Annotated in this window: 18 protein-coding genes and 2 rRNA genes (1 of these 20 running past the window's edge); 11 read left to right on the top strand and 9 right to left on the bottom strand. The window is 61.5% G+C overall.

All coding sequences use genetic code 11. The annotated features are described in order from the left end of the window. A 23S ribosomal RNA gene (locus ABNP46_RS20680) occupies positions 1 to 1,623 on the top strand; it begins 1,266 nt to the left of the window's first position. 119 nt (positions 1,624 to 1,742) lie between these two features. Further along, a 5S ribosomal RNA gene (rrf, locus tag ABNP46_RS20675) occupies positions 1,743 to 1,857 on the top strand. A 93-nt stretch (positions 1,858 to 1,950) separates the two neighbouring features. Here rrf and ABNP46_RS20670 read toward each other — a convergent pair. The 3 genes from ABNP46_RS20670 to ilvY all read right to left on the bottom strand — a co-directional run bounded on the left by ABNP46_RS20670 (position 1,951) and on the right by ilvY (position 5,814). Next, the gene (locus tag ABNP46_RS20670; protein WP_349920345.1) at positions 1,951 to 4,533 is read right to left on the bottom strand and encodes a bifunctional acetate--CoA ligase family protein/GNAT family N-acetyltransferase; all 2,583 of its coding nucleotides are present in this window, start codon (positions 4,531 to 4,533) and stop codon (positions 1,951 to 1,953) included. Positions 4,534 to 4,623: 90 nt separating this feature from the next. Further along, positions 4,624 to 4,812: a hypothetical protein gene (locus ABNP46_RS20665; RefSeq protein WP_349920343.1), complete on the bottom strand. Its 189-nt coding sequence runs from the start codon at positions 4,810 to 4,812 to the stop codon at positions 4,624 to 4,626. Between the two features lie 114 nt (positions 4,813 to 4,926). Further along, positions 4,927 to 5,814 (bottom strand): HTH-type transcriptional activator IlvY, encoded by an 888-nt coding sequence (ilvY, locus tag ABNP46_RS20660; RefSeq protein ID WP_349920342.1) that lies wholly within the window; start codon positions 5,812 to 5,814, stop codon positions 4,927 to 4,929. A 218-nt stretch (positions 5,815 to 6,032) separates the two neighbouring features. Between ilvY and ilvC the strand changes: the two genes are divergently transcribed. Next, a complete protein-coding gene (gene ilvC / locus ABNP46_RS20655) occupies positions 6,033 to 7,514 on the top strand; it encodes a ketol-acid reductoisomerase (protein WP_349920340.1) in 1,482 nt (493 codons plus the stop codon). A 178-nt stretch (positions 7,515 to 7,692) separates the two neighbouring features. Here the strand turns inward: ilvC and pgi are convergent, their stop codons facing one another. Continuing rightward, positions 7,693 to 9,342 (bottom strand): glucose-6-phosphate isomerase, encoded by a 1,650-nt coding sequence (gene pgi, locus ABNP46_RS20650; protein WP_349920338.1) that lies wholly within the window; start codon positions 9,340 to 9,342, stop codon positions 7,693 to 7,695. 406 nt (positions 9,343 to 9,748) lie between these two features. Between pgi and ABNP46_RS20645 the strand changes: the two genes are divergently transcribed. Beyond that, entirely contained in the window at positions 9,749 to 9,937 is a 189-nt protein-coding gene (locus ABNP46_RS20645; RefSeq protein ID WP_349920336.1) for a holin, read from the top strand. A gap of 145 nt (positions 9,938 to 10,082) precedes the next feature. Here the strand turns inward: ABNP46_RS20645 and ABNP46_RS20640 are convergent, their stop codons facing one another. The 4 genes from ABNP46_RS20640 to coaBC form a co-directional block, all read right to left on the bottom strand. Further along, on the bottom strand, positions 10,083 to 10,919 hold the full coding sequence (locus ABNP46_RS20640) for a mechanosensitive ion channel domain-containing protein (protein WP_349920334.1): 837 nt from the start codon (positions 10,917 to 10,919) through the stop codon (positions 10,083 to 10,085). A gap of 140 nt (positions 10,920 to 11,059) precedes the next feature. Beyond that, a complete protein-coding gene (gene slmA / locus ABNP46_RS20635; protein ID WP_005323760.1) occupies positions 11,060 to 11,656 on the bottom strand; it encodes a nucleoid occlusion factor SlmA in 597 nt (198 codons plus the stop codon). A gap of 70 nt (positions 11,657 to 11,726) precedes the next feature. Beyond that, positions 11,727 to 12,185: a dUTP diphosphatase gene (gene dut / locus ABNP46_RS20630; RefSeq protein ID WP_349920331.1), complete on the bottom strand. Its 459-nt coding sequence runs from the start codon at positions 12,183 to 12,185 to the stop codon at positions 11,727 to 11,729. 143 nt (positions 12,186 to 12,328) lie between these two features. Next, on the bottom strand, positions 12,329 to 13,531 hold the full coding sequence (gene coaBC / locus ABNP46_RS20625; protein ID WP_349920330.1) for a bifunctional phosphopantothenoylcysteine decarboxylase/phosphopantothenate--cysteine ligase CoaBC: 1,203 nt from the start codon (positions 13,529 to 13,531) through the stop codon (positions 12,329 to 12,331). 141 nt (positions 13,532 to 13,672) lie between these two features. On the opposite strand from coaBC, the gene radC reads away from it, so the two are divergent. The 6 genes from radC (at position 13,673) to ABNP46_RS20595 (ending at position 17,346) form a co-directional block, all read left to right on the top strand. Further along, on the top strand, positions 13,673 to 14,347 hold the full coding sequence (gene radC / locus ABNP46_RS20620; protein WP_349920329.1) for a RadC family protein: 675 nt from the start codon (positions 13,673 to 13,675) through the stop codon (positions 14,345 to 14,347). A 137-nt stretch (positions 14,348 to 14,484) separates the two neighbouring features. Then, entirely contained in the window at positions 14,485 to 14,721 is a 237-nt protein-coding gene (gene rpmB, locus ABNP46_RS20615) for a 50S ribosomal protein L28 (RefSeq protein WP_005307492.1), read from the top strand. A gap of 11 nt (positions 14,722 to 14,732) precedes the next feature. Continuing rightward, the gene (gene rpmG, locus ABNP46_RS20610; protein ID WP_005323752.1) at positions 14,733 to 14,900 is read left to right on the top strand and encodes a 50S ribosomal protein L33; all 168 of its coding nucleotides are present in this window, start codon (positions 14,733 to 14,735) and stop codon (positions 14,898 to 14,900) included. A gap of 89 nt (positions 14,901 to 14,989) precedes the next feature. Beyond that, positions 14,990 to 15,445, top strand: coding sequence for a hypothetical protein (locus tag ABNP46_RS20605; protein ID WP_349920327.1), 456 nt, complete (start codon positions 14,990 to 14,992; stop codon positions 15,443 to 15,445). Positions 15,446 to 15,470: 25 nt separating this feature from the next. Continuing rightward, on the top strand, positions 15,471 to 16,283 hold the full coding sequence (mutM, locus tag ABNP46_RS20600; protein ID WP_349920326.1) for a bifunctional DNA-formamidopyrimidine glycosylase/DNA-(apurinic or apyrimidinic site) lyase: 813 nt from the start codon (positions 15,471 to 15,473) through the stop codon (positions 16,281 to 16,283). A 178-nt stretch (positions 16,284 to 16,461) separates the two neighbouring features. Further along, positions 16,462 to 17,346: a VirK/YbjX family protein gene (locus ABNP46_RS20595; RefSeq protein ID WP_349922600.1), complete on the top strand. Its 885-nt coding sequence runs from the start codon at positions 16,462 to 16,464 to the stop codon at positions 17,344 to 17,346. A gap of 35 nt (positions 17,347 to 17,381) precedes the next feature. Here ABNP46_RS20595 and coaD read toward each other — a convergent pair whose 3' ends face one another. Next, positions 17,382 to 17,864 (bottom strand): pantetheine-phosphate adenylyltransferase, encoded by a 483-nt coding sequence (gene coaD, locus ABNP46_RS20590; protein WP_349920324.1) that lies wholly within the window; start codon positions 17,862 to 17,864, stop codon positions 17,382 to 17,384. Positions 17,865 to 18,097: 233 nt separating this feature from the next. Here coaD and ABNP46_RS20585 point away from each other — a divergent pair, with 233 nt between their 5' ends. Beyond that, complete coding sequence (locus tag ABNP46_RS20585) at positions 18,098 to 19,141, top strand: glycosyltransferase family 9 protein (RefSeq protein WP_349920323.1); 1,044 nt, start codon at positions 18,098 to 18,100, stop codon at positions 19,139 to 19,141. The last annotated feature ends 26 nt before the right edge of the window (positions 19,142 to 19,167 follow it).

The following is a 19,167-nucleotide window of genomic DNA, read 5'->3' as shown; positions in this document are numbered from 1 at the left end:
GTGAAAAGCCTCCTCGCCGGAAGACCAAGGGTTCCTGTCCAACGTTAATCGGGGCAGGGTGAGTCGACCCCTAAGGTGAGGCCGAAAGGCGTAATCGATGGGAAGCAGGTTAATATTCCTGCACGACTTGTAATTGCGATGGGGGGACGGAGAAGGCTAGGTGGGCCAGGCGACGGTTGTCCTGGTGAAAGTGCGTAGGTGGTGTTTCTAGGCAAATCCGGAGACACAACACTGAGACACGAGACGAACGCACTACGGTGCGGAAGCCATTGATGCCCTGCTTCCAGGAAAAGCCTCTAAGCTTCAGATTACAAGTCATCGTACCCCAAACCGACACAGGTGGTCGGGTAGAGAATACCAAGGCGCTTGAGAGAACTCGGGTGAAGGAACTAGGCAAAATAGAACCGTAACTTCGGGAGAAGGTTCGCTCTTGATGGTGAAGTCCCTTGCGGATGGAGCTGTCGGGAGTCGCAGTGACCAGATGGCTGGGACTGTTTATCAAAAACACAGCACTCTGCAAACACGAAAGTGGACGTATAGGGTGTGACACCTGCCCGGTGCCGGAAGGTTAATTGATGGGGTTAGCGCAAGCGAAGCTCTTGATCGAAGCCCCGGTAAACGGCGGCCGTAACTATAACGGTCCTAAGGTAGCGAAATTCCTTGTCGGGTAAGTTCCGACCTGCACGAATGGTGTAACCATGGCCATGCTGTCTCCACCCGAGACTCAGTGAAATCGAATTCGCCGTGAAGATGCGGTGTACCCGCGGCTAGACGGAAAGACCCCGTGAACCTTTACTACAGCTTGGCACTGAACATTGAACCTACATGTGTAGGATAGGTGGGAGGCTTTGAAGCGATGACGCCAGTTGTCGTGGAGCCGTCCTTGAAATACCACCCTTGTATGTTTGATGTTCTAACGCAGGGCCCTGAATCGGGCTCGCGGACAGTGCCTGGTGGGTAGTTTGACTGGGGCGGTCTCCTCCCAAAGAGTAACGGAGGAGCACGAAGGTTGGCTAATCCTGGTCGGACATCAGGAGGTTAGTGCAATGGCATAAGCCAGCTTAACTGCGAGACGGACAGGTCGAGCAGGTACGAAAGTAGGTCATAGTGATCCGGTGGTTCTGAATGGAAGGGCCATCGCTCAACGGATAAAAGGTACTCCGGGGATAACAGGCTGATACCGCCCAAGAGTTCATATCGACGGCGGTGTTTGGCACCTCGATGTCGGCTCATCACATCCTGGGGCTGAAGTCGGTCCCAAGGGTATGGCTGTTCGCCATTTAAAGTGGTACGCGAGCTGGGTTCAGAACGTCGTGAGACAGTTCGGTCCCTATCTGCCGTGGGCGTTGGATGATTGAAGGGAGTTGCTCCTAGTACGAGAGGACCGGAGTGAACGAACCTCTGGTGTTCGGGTTGTCACGCCAGTGGCACTGCCCGGTAGCTAAGTTCGGAATCGATAACCGCTGAAAGCATCTAAGCGGGAAGCGAGCCCTGAGATGAGTCATCCCTGACCCCTTGAGGGTCCTAAAGGGCCGTTGGAGACCACAACGTTGATAGGTGGGGTGTGTAAGCGCGGCGACGTGTTGAGCTAACCCATACTAATTACCCGTGAGGCTTAACCATACAACACCCAAGAAGTGTTCTGGGCCTTGTAGCAAGTGCATGAACTACTCAAATTCAGTGATAGCGACGAGCCAAGAGCGACATCGTTATTCACGTCAGCTTTCTAGATTAAGAATTTGCCTGGCGGCCATAGCGCCGTGGAACCACCTGATCCCATGCCGAACTCAGAAGTGAAACGCGGTAGCGCCGATGGTAGTGTGGCATTCGCCATGCGAGAGTAGGACACTGCCAGGCACCCAATTAGAAGAAGCCCGCTCATCTGAGCGGGCTTTTTTATTGGCTGATATTTATCATTTTTACGCTATAAACCCCTGCCTCTTCGCTATTTTACCGATCATGTCGGCTCTGTTCCCCGCAGGGCAGCAGCATATTCACTACCCCATCTTCCAGCTGGATATCGATCTGGAATCCCAGCCGCTTGGCCAGGTTGATCATGCCGCGATTGCTCGGCATGGTCATGCCGGAGAGTTGGCCTATGCCGCGCTCGCGAGCGTAGCGGGCGATCTTCTCCATCATCAGCTTGCCGAGCCCCATTCCCTTCAAGTCGGAGCGCACCAGAATGGCGAACTCCGCATCGGCGAGATCCGGCGTGGAGATGGCCCTGACCACTCCCAGGATCTGCTGATCGAAGGCGCCATCCTGACCGACGGCGACGAAGGCCATCTCCCGGTCGTAATCGATCTGGGTCATGCGGGCCAGCTCTTCATGACCCAGTTCCCCCACGTCGGCGAAGAAGCGCTTGTATCTATCCTCATCGGAGACCTGAAGCACGAACGCCTTGTGAGCGGGTTCGTCTTCCGGGCGGATGGGGCGCAGCAAGACATGGCTCTGGTCCTTGAGCCAGGCCCCCTCTTCCAGCTCGGTAGGATAGGGGCGAATGGCCAGCGGCAGCGCTTGTTGGCCCTTCTCCATCAGCACCAGTCTCGCATCCAGGATCACCATCTCCTCGCCACTGGCCTGCAGCGGATGCAGGTCCAGCTCCTGGATTTCGGGGAAGGCGAGCAGCAGCTCCGACAGCTGGCACAGCACCTGGCTCAGGGCGTTGATGTCGAGCCGCACCGGGCTGGCCTGCTCGCGGATCTTGCCGCTCTTGAGGGCGCCGATGATCTGGTAGCGAGCGAGCGCCTGGTTCAGTGGCGGCAGGGCTGCCACCATCTGGTGAGGCTCGGCGCCGGATTCTCCGAGCAGGATGACGGGGCCGAACACGGGATCCTGTTGCAGGCGGATACGCAGCTCCAGGCCACCGCTACGACGCGCCATGCGCTGCACCAGCAGGCCTTCGATGCGTGCCCCGGGGTCGTGCTGGCGTACCCGGTCCAGGATGGCATCTGCCGCCTGGGCCACCTCGGCCGAGGTACGCAGGTTGAGCATGACGCCATGCACTTCCGACTTGTGGGCGATATCCGGTGAGCGCAGCTTCACCGCCACCGGGTAGCCTATCTGTTCCGCCGTCAGGGCTGCCTCGCTGGCATCCGAGACGATCCAGGTCGGCAGGGTGGCGAGACCGGCAGCCTGCATGATGGGTTGCGTCAGGTGAGTATCGAGCACGAGTTGTTTGCGATCCTGCGCCTGGCGGATCAGCTGCTGGCAACGCTGGACATCGAGCCTGTCTCCTTGCAGTGACGCCGGCGTCTCCATCAGCTGCTTCTGGTTGCGACGGTATTCCACCATGTGCATGAAGGCGGCGACCGCGCTCTCCGGGGTTCGGTAGGTGGGGATGCCCGCCTCATTGAACAGGCGGCGCCCTTCCTGGGCCGAGTACTCCCCCGCCCAGTTGGTGAGGATATTGAAACGCCTGGCCCTGGGGTGCTGCTTGATGAAGTCGATCAGGTGATCCGCCAGGGTCATCCCGCGGGCGGTCAGGGACGGGGCGTGGATCAGCAGGATGGCATCGGCCTTGTCCCCTTGCAGCAGCTCGTCCAGGGCGTTGCGATACGCCTCGATGTCGGCGTCACTGCCGATATCGAGCGGCGCCATGGCAAGCTTGCCACCCCGTTCCAGCAGCACGTCGGCGGCCATGTTGGCGAGGCCGCGACCATTGGAAAGGATGGCGAGCCGCTCCCCTTTGAGGGTCAGGGAGTGGCTCAGGGTCTCGACGGTGGCGAACAGTTCGTGGGTGTCGCGCACCCGCAGCATGCCGGCCCGGCGGATAGCGGCGTCATAGACGTTGTCGAGGCCGTTTGCCGGATCGTGGCGGCCGCTCTTGAGCACCAGGATAGGCTTGTTGCGGGAGGCGGCCCGGGCCGCCGAGAGGAAGTGACGGGCGTCGTGCAGCTTGTCCATGTAGATCAGGATGGCGCGGGTCGTGCCGTCACGGGAGAGCTGATCCAGCAGCTGGCCGAAGTCGATGTCGCAGTGATCCCCCAGCGAAACGAAGGCCGAGAAGCCGAGTTCACGCTGCTTGGCCCAGTCGAGGATGGTGGTGCTGACCGCCGCGGACTGAGACAGAAATGCGACCTGGCCCGGGGTGGCGGCGATGGGGGAAAAGCTGGCGTTGATGCCCTGGCCCGGCAACAGCATGCCCATGCTGTTGGGGCCGAGCAGGCGGATGCCGTACTGGCGGCAGAGCCGCTGCAACTGCAGGCGCTCCTCGGGGGTGAACTGGGCGGCCAGAATGATGGCTGCTCCCGTTCCCTTTTTGCCGAGCGCCTCGATGATCCCGAGTACCCGTTCGCGTTTGGTGCAGACGATGGCGAGATCCGGCGAGAGAGGCAGGCTCTCGATATCGGGATAGGCGAGTACGCCGGCAACGGCCTGGCTATGGGGGCTGACCGGCAAGATGGGGCCCTTGAACTGGCCTGCCAGCAGGTGGCGTATCACCACCTGGCCTGCCTTTTGTGGATCGCTGGAGGCACCGATGACGGCGATGGATTGGGGTTTGAAGAGCCGGTCCAGGCCGCTTGGTTTCATGGGCACTCCTGATGGCGACCCTCGAGGCGAGGGTGACGGATGGTGCCAGTCTAATACGCTTTATGGATGCTTACTGTGACCGATTGCGGATCACGACCGGGCCAGGGCGCTGGCACGCAGATAAAACCTCAACTCTCCCTGGATGCGCCGTATCGTGGCCAGATGGCGATCCTGCAGGTAGATCTCCTGCTCGCTGTCGAGCTTGCAGCGGCTGACCCCCAGGCTGTGAAGGTACTCTTCAAACAGGTGAGAACCCTTGATCTCGACAAGATGCTGCATGGCGGACTCCTTTTCCAATGACGATGATCAGCGGTGGAGTCTCCCCTCTTCCGGCTTGCATTCCTACTGGCACATTTGACACTGGCATTGTGGCGTAAATGAGCCACCCAGGGCTCAACGCCCTCCCTGACCGCGGGCCGTGTCCCAGAAGGCGCGGATCAGCGGCTCCTCCAGCCGCTTCTTGAGCACGGCAATGCCCACATCGAACGGCTTGAGCGCCGGCTTGGGTTCGACGATGCGCACCTTGTCTCCCATGGGGCTGTGATCGATCACCGCCGCGGGCACCAGACCCACGCCGAAGCCGAGCGCCACCATGGCGACGATCCCCTCGTTTCCCGCGACCTCGGCATAGATGTTGGGGGAGATCCCCTTGTTGCGCAGCCACTGATCGCAGCGCTTTCGCGCCAGTCCCTGCTCGGAGAGGATGAGGGGCATGCGCTCCCAGTCCGGTGCGCCATTGTGGTACCAGTGGGCGGGAGGCGTGCTCTTCGGGGCGATAAACACCAGAGGGACCTGTTGCAGGCTGGCGAACTCCAGCTTGGCGGAGAGGGCATCGGGGCGGGCGGCGATGGCGAGATCGGCCTCGTCAGCCAGGATCTTGTCCACCGCCAGCGCTGGGTCGCCGGTCTCGAGCTTGATCTCGAGCTGAGGGTAACGACGGCGAAAGCGCTCCAGCACCTCGGGTAGCAGGAAGTAGCTGGCGGTGACCGAGCAGAACACGCGCAGCCGCCCCTGCAATGGCTCGTCGCTACGCTTGATCTCCTGCTTGAGTCGGCGCCACTCCTGCAGCAGGCTGCCGCCGAACTCCCGCAGCTTCTCGCCGGCCGGGGTGAGGCGCACGCTGCGGTTGTCCCGCTCGAACAAGATGCAGCCCGTCTCCTGCTCCAGCCGCTGGATGGCGCGACTCAGGGTGGAGGGGCTGACCGCCATGGCATCGGCGCTCTTGCCGAAATGGAGGGAGTCGGCAAGGTGGAGAAACAGTTCGAGATTGCGAAGATCCATCTTTCATTTCCTGCTGCGGCGCGAGCGCCAAATCGATTGCTACGGGCCAACTCGCCTGCTGATATCGACGAAAAGAGGGGGATATGGGGCCGGATAGCCTTTCATTTATTGCAACGTACTGTTTCGAATATATCAGTTCAGGCAATAAGTGTCCCGCGCTATAGTGGGTCCGACAACGCCGTCATCCGGCATGGAATCAATCGAACGGAGCAATCACCATGGCTAATTATTTCAACACCCTGAACCTGCGTCAGCAGTTGGCCCAGCTGGGCAAGTGTCGTTTCATGCTGCGCGAGGAGTTCGCTGACGGTTGTGCGGTGCTCAAGGGCAAGAAGGTGGTGATTGTGGGCTGTGGCGCCCAGGGTCTGAACCAGGGTCTGAACATGCGCGACTCCGGGCTGGACATCTCCTATGCCCTGCGCAAGGCGGCCATCACCGAGAAGCGTGCCTCCTGGCAGAAAGCCACCGACAACGGCTTCGTGGTCGGCACCTATGAGGATCTGATCCCTACCGCCGATCTGGTGCTGAACCTGACCCCGGACAAGCAGCACTCCGACGTAGTCAAAACCGTGATGCCGCTGATGAAGCAGGGGGCCGCTCTGGGCTACTCCCACGGCTTCAACGTGGTGGAAGAGGGTCAGCAGATCCGTGCCGACATCACCGTCGTCATGGTGGCGCCCAAGTGCCCGGGTACCGAGGTGCGTGAAGAGTACAAGCGTGGCTTCGGCGTACCGACCCTGATTGCGGTGCACCCGGAGAACGATCCCCAGGGCGAGGGCATGGCCATCGCCAAGGCGTGGGCCTCCGCCACCGGCGGCGACCGTGCTGGCGTGCTGGAATCCTCCTTCGTGGCGGAAGTGAAATCCGACCTGATGGGCGAGCAGACCATACTGTGCGGCATGCTGCAGGCCGGCTCCCTGCTGTGCTACGACAAGCTGGTCGCCGAGGGCACAGACCCGGCCTATGCCGGCAAGCTGATCCAGTTCGGCTGGGAGACCATCACCGAAGCCCTGAAGCAGGGTGGTATCAGCCTGATGATGGACCGCCTCTCCAACCCGGCCAAACTGCGCGCCTTCGAGCTGTCCGAGCAGCTGCGCACCCTGATGCGCCCGCTGTTCGAGAAGCACATGGACGACATCATCGCCGGCGAGTTCTCCCGCGGCATGATGGCTGACTGGGCCGAAGACGATGCCAAGCTGTTCGGCTGGCGCGAGGAGACCGGCAAGTCTGCCTTCGAGAATGCCCCGGCCTATGCCGGCAAGATTGCCGAGCAGGAGTACTTCGACAACGGCGTGGTCATGGTAGCCATGGTCAAGGCGGGTGTGGAGCTGGCGTTCGAGACCATGGTGGCCTCCGGCATCTACGAAGAATCCGCCTATTACGAATCCCTGCACGAGTTGCCGCTCATCGCCAACACCGTCGCCCGCAAGCGCCTGTACGAGATGAACGTGGTGATCTCCGATACCGCCGAATACGGTAACTACCTGTTCGCCAATGCCGCCGTGCCGTTGCTGCGTGAGCATTTCATGCCGACCCTGCAGACGGGCGATCTGGGCAGTGGCCGTGCCGAGAGCAAGGCCGTGGACAACCTGGCCCTGCTGGCCGCCAACGAGGCGACCCGCAATCACCCCATCGAAGCGATCGGCCAGACCCTGCGCGGCTACATGAAAGACATGAAGCGTATCGCCGTCGGTGGTTAAGTCTTAACGGACAGGCATGAGGAGGGGCGGGGATGACGATCCCCGTTACCGGCTGGCTTAGACACCTGGCTGGATGTCCGAATTGTGCAAGCCGTCAGATTGGTTGCTGGCGATGTGACCGGCAATAAAAAGCCCCGCTCATTGAGCGGGGCTTTTGCATTCAGGAAGCTTGGAGAGCTCAGGCTTTCCAGGCTTTCCAGGTGTTGATGAGACCATTGGTGGAGCCGTCGTGGCTGGTGACGGCCGCGTCCGTGTTGAGCTCCGGCAGTATCTTGTTGGCCAGCTGCTTGCCCAGTTCCACGCCCCACTGATCGAAGCTGAAGATGTTCAGGATGGCGCCCTGCACGAAGATCTTGTGCTCGTACATGGCGATCAGGGCACCCAGGGTCTTCGGGGTCAGGCTCTTGAACAGGATGCTGTTGGTGGGGCGGTTGCCTTCGAACACCTTGAACGGCACCAGATCCTGCACCTGCTCTAGCGTCTTGCCAGCCGCCAGGAACTCGGCTTCGACCTCTTCCTTGCTCTTGCCGAAGGCCAAGGCCTCGGTCTGGGCGAAGAAGTTCGCCAGCAGTTTCGGATGGTGATCACCGATGGGGTTGTGACTGATGGCCGGCGCCAGGAAGTCGCAGGGGATCAGCTTGGTACCCTGGTGGATCAGCTGGTAGAAGGCGTGCTGGCCGTTGGTGCCCGGCTCACCCCAGATGATGGGGCCGGTCTGGTAGTTCACCTTGTTGCCGTTGCGATCGGTGAACTTGCCGTTGGACTCCATGTTGCCCTGCTGGAAGTAGGCGGGGAAGCGGTGCATGTACTGATCGTAGGGCAGGATGGCTTCGGACTCGGCACCGTGGAAGTTGTTGTACCAGAGGCCGATGAGCGCCAGCAGCACCGGTACGTTCTGCTCGAAGGCGGTGGTGGCGAAATGCATGTCCATCTCGAAGGCGCCTTGCAGCAGGGCCTCGAAGTGCTCGAAGCCAAGAGACAGTGCGATGGGCATGCCGATGGCGGACCAGGAGGAGTAACGACCGCCGACCCAGTCCCAGAACTCGAACATGTTGTCGGTGTCGATGCCGAATTCGGCCACGGCCTTGCCGTTGGTGGAGAGCGCCGCGAAGTGCTTGGCGACGTGGGCCTTGTCACCGGCTAACTGGATGAACCAGTCACGGGCGGTCAGGGCGTTGGTCATGGTCTCCTGGGTGGTGAAGGTCTTGGAGGCCACCAGGAACAGGGTGGTTTCCGGGTCGATCTTCTTCAGCGTCTCGGCGATATGGGTGCCATCGACGTTGGAGACAAAATGCATCTGCAGGTGATTCTTGTAGGGGCGCAGCGCCTCGGTGATCATCACGGGGCCGAGATCCGAACCACCGATGCCGATGTTGACCACGTGCTGGATGGTCTTGCCGGTATAACCCTTCCACTCGCCACCGATGACCTTCTCGCAGAAGCCCTTCATCTTGGCCAGGACGGCGTTCACCTCCGGCATCACATCCTTGCCATCCACTTCGATGGGGCGATCCGAGCGGTTGCGCAGGGCGGTGTGCAGCACGGCGCGGCCTTCGGTCATGTTGATCTTGTCGCCGTTGAACATGGCGTCGATGGCGCCGCGCAGGTCGGTCTCCTCGGCCAGCGCGAGCAGCAGGGTGAGGGTCTCCCCGGTGATCAGGTTCTTGGAGTAGTCGACCAGGATGTCGCCACCGAAGGTGAGGGAGAACCTGTCGAAACGTTTGGGATCCTGTGCGAACAGATCCTTGAGACGCATCTCTTTATGGGCCGCGAAGTGGGTTTCCAAAGCCTGCCAGGCCTTGGTCTGGGTTGGATTGATGTTTTTCATAGGATTCCTGAGATTCCAAGTTGTGTTTGAACCTTGCAGGCAAGGCTCCCGCCAAACCTTATTGTTCGAGCATTATACCGGGCTCTGTGTGCGGCCCGTGTAACAGAGCATTACCAATTGTCTGCCATCGAGGGAGTTTACAACCAAAACGCTGGGATTATGAGCCAGCAACGTCGCCGGGATCTTGCGTTTGCGCATGCTTCTCCCGTCTTGGTTGTGGCGAAAAGGCTTTCAAGTTCACCCGTTTGCGGTCATGGGATCCGCGCCCTTGAAGAGGCCCTGCCAGCACATCTTTTCGCCTGTTTTATGCGCAAACGCAAATTTGCGCCGTCCGGAGCCGGTTATGATCTGCCCGGATGGACGATTCTCCCAGGGATGGCCACAGTGTTGGAACGAGGAGATCGACATGAAACGCGTATTGTCCCTGTTTGCCCTGAGCCTGATCGCCACCGGCCTCATCGGCCTGCTGACCCTGGCGATGACCACGGCCGCCCCGACCCTCGAGATGCGGGTACTGGCGGTGATGGGAGCCGTACTGGGAGGCTATGTGCTGGTGCAGCCACTGCTCAACCGGGTGGCACGCAAGCTGGCCTGAGCATGGCTCTTGAAGGGGATGCCGAGTTCGGCCTTGAGTGACGTAACGAGGTGAACGAGAGACCGGCCCGGGTGGCCGGTTTTTGTATGGCCCGGAAATGATAATGCCAGCCCGGAGGCTGGCATTGTGGTCATCAGGGCTGTGCTCAGGCCTGGTTCTTTTGCATGTGCATGACCATCTGCGGGAAGGGGATTTCGATACCTTCGGCATCGAAGGCCAGCTTCACCTGCTCGTGGAAATCGAACCAGACACCCCAGTAATCGGCGGTCTTGACCCAGGGGCGCACCACGATGTTGACCGAGGAGTCGGCCAGGGCGGCGACGGCGATGGTAACGGCCGGATCCTTCAGGATGCGCGGCTCTTCACTCACCAGACGCTCCAGGATCTGCTTGGCCTTGCGCAGATCCGAGCCGTAGCCGATGCCGAAGGTCATGTCGACCCGACGGGTCTCCATGCGGGAGTAGTTGACGATGGTGCCGTTGAGGATGGCGGAGTTGGGGACGACCACCATCTTGTTGTCGGCGGACGAGAGGGTGGTGGTGAACAGCTGTACGGACTGCACCACGCCATTGGTACCCGCCACTTCGATGAACTCACCGGCCTTGATGGGACGGAAGATGATCAGCAGGAAACCGGCGGCGAAGTTGGAGAGCGAGCCCTGCAGTGCCAGACCGATGGCCAGACCGGCGGCACCGATGATGGCGACGAAGGAGGCGGTCTGCACCCCGACCCGGCCCAGCGCCGCGATCACCACGAACACCAGTATGGTGTACTTGAGGATGCTGCCGATGAAGTGGGTGACCGTGGTGTCCAGCTTGCGGGCCTGCATGACCTTGGTCACGCCGCCACTGATGATATTGGCGGCGATGTAACCGACCAGCAGGGTGAGCAGGGCGGCGGCGATGTTGACCGCGTACTCGATGATCAGCCCCTGGTTGTTGACCAGCCAGGTCTGCGCGTCTGTGATGATCTCGGGTTCCATAGAATTTCCTGTTGGTGTAAAGGTTTATGGCGGATGAATCTAACACCGGAGCGCGACAACTTGGGTCGCATCTGGTGCTTATGTTGTGCCACAAAAAACAAGGGAGGCCAAGGCCTCCCGCTTCGCACAACCAGTATGGCTCAGCTCTGCAGCAGTTGGCTGCGCATGAATTGCCACTGATCTTCAAAGCCGGCGGTGGGCTTGAGTTTGAACTCGGATCGGACAAACTGGCTGATCCGCCCCTCGGCATAGGCCAGCAGCAGATTGGCCAGCATGGTCTCGTCGAGCTGGAAGCCCTGGCCTTCCCGCAGCCGCTTCTCCCGCAGTGCCTGCTTGAGCTGGGTTTCCAGCTTGTCGAACAGCGCGCTGATGCGATCCCGCAGCCGGTCGTGCTCACCCAGCAGGGCGTCGCCGTTGAGGATGCGGGTGATGCCGGGATTGCGCTCGGCGAACACCAGGAGCAGCTGCAGTATGTGGTGGCAGCGGGCCATGGTGTCCTTCTCTTCGGCCATGATCAGGTTGACCCGTGACAGCAGGGAATCCTCGATAAAGTCGATCAGCCCCTCGAACATCCGCGCCTTGCTGGGAAAGTGCCGATAGAGGGCCGCCTCGGAGACACCCACCTCGGCCGCGAGGCGGGCCGTGGTGATGCGCTGGCCCGGGCTGGTTTCCAGCATATGGGCGAGTGCCTGCAGGATTTGATCGCGCCGACTCTGTTTCTGGTTACTGCTTGCCATGGATTCCCCTAAAAAAACAATGGCTTGATTCCGTTATTAGGCACAGGCCCGAGGGGGCTGTGTGGTCTTGTTATTGGCGACCAGAAGAACCAAACCCGCCTTCACCCCGTTCGCTCTGATTGAACTCGTCGACCAGCTGGAAGCTGGCCTGAACCACCGGCAGGATCACCAGCTGGGCGATGCGCTCGCCGGGTTGCATGGTGAAGCTGTCGTTGCCGCGGTTCCAGACCGAGACCATCAATTGACCCTGATAGTCGGAGTCGATGAGGCCGACCAGGTTGCCGAGCACGATGCCGTGCTTATGGCCGAGGCCGGAGCGGGGCAGGATGGTGGCGCACAGACCCGGATCCTGGATATGAATGGCCAGGCCGGTAGGCACCAGGGTGGTATCGCCGGGGGCCAGGGTCAGCGGCGCGTCCAGCAGGGCGCGCAGATCCATGCCGGCGGAACCCGGTGTGGCATAGGCAGGCAGCGGGAAGTCGGTGCCGATGCGGGCATCCAGGATTTTGAGTTCAATTTGTGTGTTCATGAATCGCTTTTCAATGAGATCGCACTGCGGCGATCGAATGGCTCAGTGAATTCTGCTGCTGGCGCTGACACAGGCAGTGTCAACGTCCGCTGAATCGGTTTGTCGGGATCGCGAAAGGCGATCGGATCGCTTGGCGTCGTTGCTCAGGAGCGATAATGACGCGCAATCAAGGCGATGAGATGACGGGCCAGTGTCAGCTTATCGGCAAGTGGCAGCGGGGCTTGACCCCCTTGCCAGAACACGGTCAGGGCATTGTCATCGGCATTGAACCCCTGGCCCGCGCGGGATACGTCGTTGGCGGCGATCATGTCCAGCCGTTTGCGTCGCAGTTTGTCGAGGGCGTATTGTTCCACATCCACGGTTTCGGCGGCAAATCCAACGGTGTAGGGCTTGTCTGGTAATGCTCCCACGGCGGCGATGATGTCCGGGTTCTTGACCAGGGTCAGCTGCATCTGATCGCTGTCGACACGCTTCTTGATCTTCTGCTCGGCTACCTGCTCGGGGCGATAATCCGCCACGGCGGCGCAGCCGATGAAGAGATCGCACTCGCTCACCCGGCTCATGACGGCCTGATGCATCTGCTGGGCGCTCTCCACATCGACGCGCACCACCCCTTGCGGCGTGGCCAGAGCGACCGGGCCACTCACCAGGGTCACCTCGGCGCCTGCCTCACGGGCGGCGCGGGCGATGGCGTAGCCCATCTTGCCGGAGCTGTGGTTGCTGATGTAGCGCACCGGATCCAGTGCCTCCCGGGTCGGGCCGGCGGTGAGCAGCAGCCGGACGCCGGCCAGCAGGGGCTCGGCGGCGAGCTGCTGGCAGCAGCGCTCCACCAGCTCGAGGGGATCCAGCATCCTGCCCGGACCCACGTCGCCGCAGGCCTGGCTGCCGGAATCCGGCCCCCACAGCAGGATGCCGCGGCTGGCCAGCGTATCCAGGTTGGCCTGGGTGGCGGCGTTGCGATACATCTGCTGGTTCATGGCCGGGGCCAGCGCCACGGCTGCCGGGGTGGCCAGACAGAGGGTGGTCAGCAGCTCGTCCGCCATGCCGGCGGCCATGCGAGCCATCAGGTTGGCGCTGGCGGGGGCGATCAGCACCAGATCGGCCCATTTGGCCAGTTCGATGTGGCCCATGCCCGCCTCGGCGGCCGGATCCAGCAGGCTGTCGGCGACCGGATGACCGGAGACGGCCTGCAGGGTCAGCGGGGTGATGAACTCCTTGGCGGAGCGGGTCATGACCACCCGCACCTCGGCCCCCTGATCCTTCAGGCGGCGTACCAGCTCGGCACTCTTGTAGGCGGCGATGCCACCACTGACACCCAACAGGATGCGTTTATCGGCCAATCTCATCTGCACCATCTCTTGCGGTTCAACTGGTCGGCTAAGATACCACAGGCTGGGGATGACGACAGAGGCTGACATGGGGGAGTTGTGCTCGGGCTCCCGCGATTTTTTGCTATGTTTTTCCTCAGCCCCTGCGAGGAGAGACAAATGAGCATCAAGGAGTGGCCCGAGGACGAGCGACCCAGAGAGAAGCTGCTGCGGCGGGGAGCCGGGACGTTGTCCGATGCGGAGTTGCTGGCGATCTTCCTGCGCACCGGGGTCAACGGCCTGAGCGCGGTGGATCTCTCCCGCCAGTTGCTGCAGCAGTTCGGATCGCTGAGGGCGCTGCTCGGCGCCGAGCAGCGGGTCTTCTGCGAGGCATATGGGTTGGGACCTGCCAAGTATGCCCAGCTGCAGGCGGTGCTGGAGATGGGCAAACGCCATCTGGCGGAGCAGTTGCAACGGGGGGAGGCCCTCACCTCGCCCCGGCTGACCCGGGACTATCTGCAGGCCCAGCTGCGGGATAGACCGCGGGAGGTCTTTGCCCTCTTGCTGCTGGATAACCAGCACAGGGTCATTCAATTCGTCGAGCTTTTTTACGGTACCCTGGACGCGGCGAGCGTCTGGCCCAGAGAAATCGTGCAGATCGCGCTCAAACATAATGCAGCCGCCGTGATTCTGGCGCATAATCACCCGTCCGGCGTGGCCGAGCCCAGCCGGGCCGACCGCCAGATCACGGATCGTATCCTGGCCGCACTGGCCCTGGTCGATATCAGAGTGCTGGATCACTTGGTGATCGGTGACGGCATCACGGTTTCTTTTGCAGAGCGTGGTTGGCTATAAACTGGGCTCTGGCACTGTATTAGTTGATCTTTGATCACGGATGCTGTATAAAATGCCGCCTTCTGTTTGCCCCGCAATCGAAGGCCAGCGGGGCAGATATTTGCTCGAGCAATGAAGTAAGATTTGGAGAGACTGACATGTCTAGAGTATGCCAAGTAACCGGCAAGCGCCCGGCAGTTGGTAACAACCGTTCGCACGCTAACAACGCTACCAAGCGTCGTTTCCTGCCGAACCTGCACACTCACCGTTTCTGGGTTGAGAGTGAAAAACGCTTCGTGAGCCTGCGCGTATCCGCAAAAGGCATGCGTATCATCGACAAGCGCGGCGTTGAAGTGGTTCTGGCTGAACTGCGTGCCAGCGGCGTTAAGGTATAAGGAATTAGATCATGGCTAAAGGTATTCGCGATAAGATTCGCCTGAACTCCAGCGCCGGTACTGGTCACTTCTATACCACTACCAAGAACAAGCGCACCATGCCCGAAAAAATGGAGATCAAGAAATTTGATCCCGTTATTCGTCAGCATGTGATCTACAAAGAAGGCAAAATCAAGTAATCACTTGAATTTGCTTAAAAGCCCGGCCTCGTGCCGGGTTTTTTTATGGCCGCAATTCAGTACACTGCCGCTTCAAAGGGAGAGTTGCCATGTTCAAATTGAGCCGCAAAGGCTGGAATAACGTGATCATCGTGGCGGTGCTGATCGTGATTACCCTGTTGCACCGGCTGGATCAGGCCCAGCAGGAGAACAGCGCCAAGCGATCACGGCCCCTGCTGCCGGAAGCCGCCGTGGTATTGACCTGGCAGGGACCGAGCTGGCAGATAGAACGCATCGGCCAGGGTTGGCGCAGCGGGCCGGATCTGGGGCTCGACAGTGACCAGCTGGCCGCCCACATCGAAGCCTGGCAGGGCTGGTTGCTGCCTCCTGGCGACGCCTTGCGCGGCAATCCCGTCGGCCTCAAGATCTGGGTCGCCGGCCAGAGCGATCCCATCGAGGTGGCGATCTATCAGGACAACGGCAAGTTCGCCGCCCTGCTGCCCCCCTCGACCTGGCTGACCCTGAGCCCAGAGCAGTACCGCAGCCTGCTGCGGCCCACCCCCTGATCCACCCCACAGCGAGGAGCGCGTCATGCCTGAATTACCGGAAGTCGAAGTCAGCCGCCAGGGCATCTCTCCCTGGCTCACCGGCATCAAGGTCAGCCGGGTCGTGGTGCGGGACGGCCGCCTGCGCTGGCCGGTACCGGGAGAGATCCAGGAGCTGGTGGACCTCACCATCCACAGGGTCAGCCGCCGTGCCAAGTACCTGCTGCTGGAGACCGATTTTGGCACCGCCATCCTGCATCTGGGCATGTCCGGCAGCCTGCGGGTGCTGGACATCGGCACCCCGGCCGAGAAGCACGATCACGTGGATATCGAGCTCGCCAACGGCAAGCTGCTGCGACTCAACGATCCGCGGCGCTTCGGCGCCCTGCTGTGGACTCGTGAACCGGCAGAGGCCCATGCCCTGCTGGCCAGACTCGGTCCCGAACCCCTCACCGATGCGTTCAGCGCCGACTATCTGCGGGAGCGTGCCAAGGGGCGCAGCACCCCGATCAAGACCTTCCTGATGGACAACCACGTGGTGGTGGGGGTCGGCAACATCTACGCCAACGAGGCGCTCTATGCCGCCGGCATTCACCCCAAGCGGGCGGCGGGCAACATCAGCGCCGAGCGGCTGGGGACCCTGGTGGCCGAGATCAAGCGGGTACTGGCGGCTGCCATCGTGCAGGGGGGGACGACCCTCAAGGATTTCACCAGCGCCGACGGCAAGCCGGGCTATTTCGTGCAGCAGTTGCAGGTCTATGGTCGCGGTGGTCAGCCCTGTTTCCATTGCCAGACCCTGCTGAGCGAAATCCGCATTGGACAACGTACCACCGTGTTTTGTTCACATTGCCAGCGCTGACGGACACTATTTTTCGCCAAAGCGGCGATGTTGTAAGAGAGTATTTCCGGTCTGTTGAGAATGTGACCACTCATTTCTAGTATCCCGTCTGTTCAGGCAAGACGAGAAATTAAAAATGACAACAAAATCAATAGACTGGGATCATCTGTCCCGGCAGGGGCACTTTTGTGCCCAGCAAATGGCCCGCTACCTCTACCCCGAGGAGAGTGCCCGCAAGACCTTCAATCGCGTCAAGTTCGTGCTGCGCAGTCTGCTCTATCGTTCGCAGCTGACCCAGGTGTACGAGCTGTTCCTGGCGGAGCCGCTAAAGGCGCTGCCCGCCCGCTATCCCGAACTGCTCGACAAGCCGATGCGCCCCTACCGTTTCGCCAGCTCCACCGTCAGCCAGCGGGCTGCCATGGTGGAAGATCACTATCGGCTGCTGCTGGCCCGCTACCCGGCGCTCATCGAGCGGCTCTATCTGGGGGAGGGCTTGGAGCTGGGGCGTTTTCCCGATCAGGACTACCGCATCGTGCTGCGCCACGACGGCACCTTCCGCCGGGAGGCCGAGCTGGCCCTATCCATCATCAACGCCCGGGGTGAGCGGCTCTACAGCTGCGCCTTCTCCCTGGCCGGCAACGAGTGCGAGCTGGCGGTGGTGATAGGGTCCATCCAAGGGCCTGCCCCCTGTGTGGCGCAGCCGCAGGAGAGAGTGCGGGCGCTGACCAAGGCGGGCCACGGTCTGAGGCCCAAGTCGCTGGTGGTGATGATGGTGCTGGCACTGGCGCAGGCCATGGGGGCGAGCCGGGTCACGGCGGTACGGATGAAGGCGCACATCTATCAGGCCAGTCGCTACAGCAAGCGCAAGAAGGCCTGCCTGCAATCGGATTATGACGAGCTGTGGCAGGAGTTTGGTGCCGTGGATCAGGACGAGAACTTCGTGCGGCTGCAACCGGCGGAACGCACGCCGCTGGAGGTCGTGGCCACCAAGAAGCGGGCCATGTACCGGCGTCGCTACCTGTGGCTGGACGAGCTGGCGCTGGCTTGCCAGCAGGCCCTGGCGTGCGGCCAGGAGAGCCACTGAGGCCGGGATGCAACGGGGAGGCGAGCCTCCCGGTCTTATTTGCCGAGCTTGGCGCCGATGGCCTTGGCCACCAGGGGGGCGACAAACTGGTGGATATCGCCGCCGTGCAGGGCGACTTCCTTCACCAGGGTGGAGGAGATGAAGGAGTTCTCCGCCGACGGGGTGAGGAAGACGCTCTCCAGTTCCGGCATCAGGTGGCGGTTCATGTTGGCGAGCTGGAACTCGTACTCGAAGTCGGAGACGGCGCGCAGCCCCCGGATCAGCACATTGGCCTGGTGAGTCTTGGCGAAATCCACCAGCAGGCCGGAGAAGCCCACCACCTTGACGTTGGGCAGATGGGCGGTCACCTGACGGGCCAGCTCGACCCGCTCGGCCAGATCGAACAGCGGGCGTTTGCTCGGGCTGTTGGCCACCCCGACCACCACCTCGTCAAACAGCCGGGCGGCCCGTTCGATCAGATCGGTGTGGCCGTTGGTGATGGGGTCGAAGGTGCCGGGGTATATTACCTTGTTGGTCATGGTGCGGATTCCTGCAGCCGGGAGAGTGGGTCGCATTATAGGGGCAGTTGCGGGATCGCCGCGACTGGGATGGCCGGAGTTTTGTGCGGGATCTGGCGTATGAGGGCGCTCTTGACCACCCAAATTGGCCTCAGATAGCCGCATCGCTTGAGAATAGCCCGCCATCAGGCAAGAATACCGGCACCGCGCAGCAAGCCATCCTGCATTGGTGACAGGAGGCAAAGGGATTGTTTATGAAACGCATTCTGGTAGTACGCAATGACAAGATTGGTGACTTCATGCTGGCCTGGCCGAGTTTCGCCATGCTCAAGGGCTCCATGGATTGTCATGTGACTGCTCTGGTGCCCGCCTACACGGCGCCCCTTGCCCGTCTGTGCCCCTGGATTGACGAGGTGATCCTGGATCCGGGTGCCAAGGCCGACAAGGAGCAGCAGCGCGCCCTGCTGGCTCGCATCAAGGCGGCCGCCTTCGACGCCGCCATCTGCCTCTTCTCCAACACCCGCAACGCCAAACTGGTGTGGAAGGCGCACATTCCCTACCGGCTGGCACCCGCCACCAAGCTGGCCCAGGTGCTCTACAACCAGCGCCTGGTCCAGCGCCGCTCCCGCTCCCAGAAGCCGGAGTACGAATACAACCTGGATCTCGTCCGCCGCTTCCTCGCCGACCAGCAGCTGAGCGCAGTGGAGCCCCAGGCCCCCTATCTCAGTTTCGATGCCGCCTGCCTGCAGCAGGTGCGCGAGCAGGTCGCCACCCGGCTGAAGCTGGATGCCAGCCGCCCCTGGCTGATGGTGCACGCGGGCAGCGGCGGCTCGGCCAACAATCTCTCCATCGAGCAATACGCCCGTCTCATCATCAAGCTCAACCAGGCCTGCCCCGAGTTGCAGTGCGTGCTGACGGCGGGGCCGGGGGAGGAGGGCAAGGCCGAGCAACTGGCGGCAGAATTGCTGGCCCACGGCGGCAACGGCTGGATCTATCGCTCCGACGAGGGGCTGCCGAAGTTCTGTCAGGTGATGGCAAATGCGGCCCTGTTCGTGGCGGGCAGCACCGGGCCGTTGCACATCGCCGCGGCCCTGGATGTGCCGACCATCGGCTTCTTCCCGGCGCACCGCTCCGCCACCCCGCTGCGCTGGCGTCCCCTCAACAGCGAGGGTCGCCACCTGGCGTTCAGCCCGCCGGAGGACAGCGATCATCCGGAGGACATGAGCCAGCTCGATCCCAAGGCCATGGCGGCGGCGATTGCACGCTGGGCACCGCCCTTCTGGCAGATAAAAGAGTAGGAAATGCAAACAGGGCCCGTCATGGG

Origin of the sequence: Aeromonas veronii (assembly GCF_040215105.1) — a bacterium.
Taxonomy (GTDB): domain Bacteria; phylum Pseudomonadota; class Gammaproteobacteria; order Enterobacterales; family Aeromonadaceae; genus Aeromonas; species Aeromonas veronii_G.
This window is presented reverse-complemented; position numbering and strand designations above follow the sequence as displayed.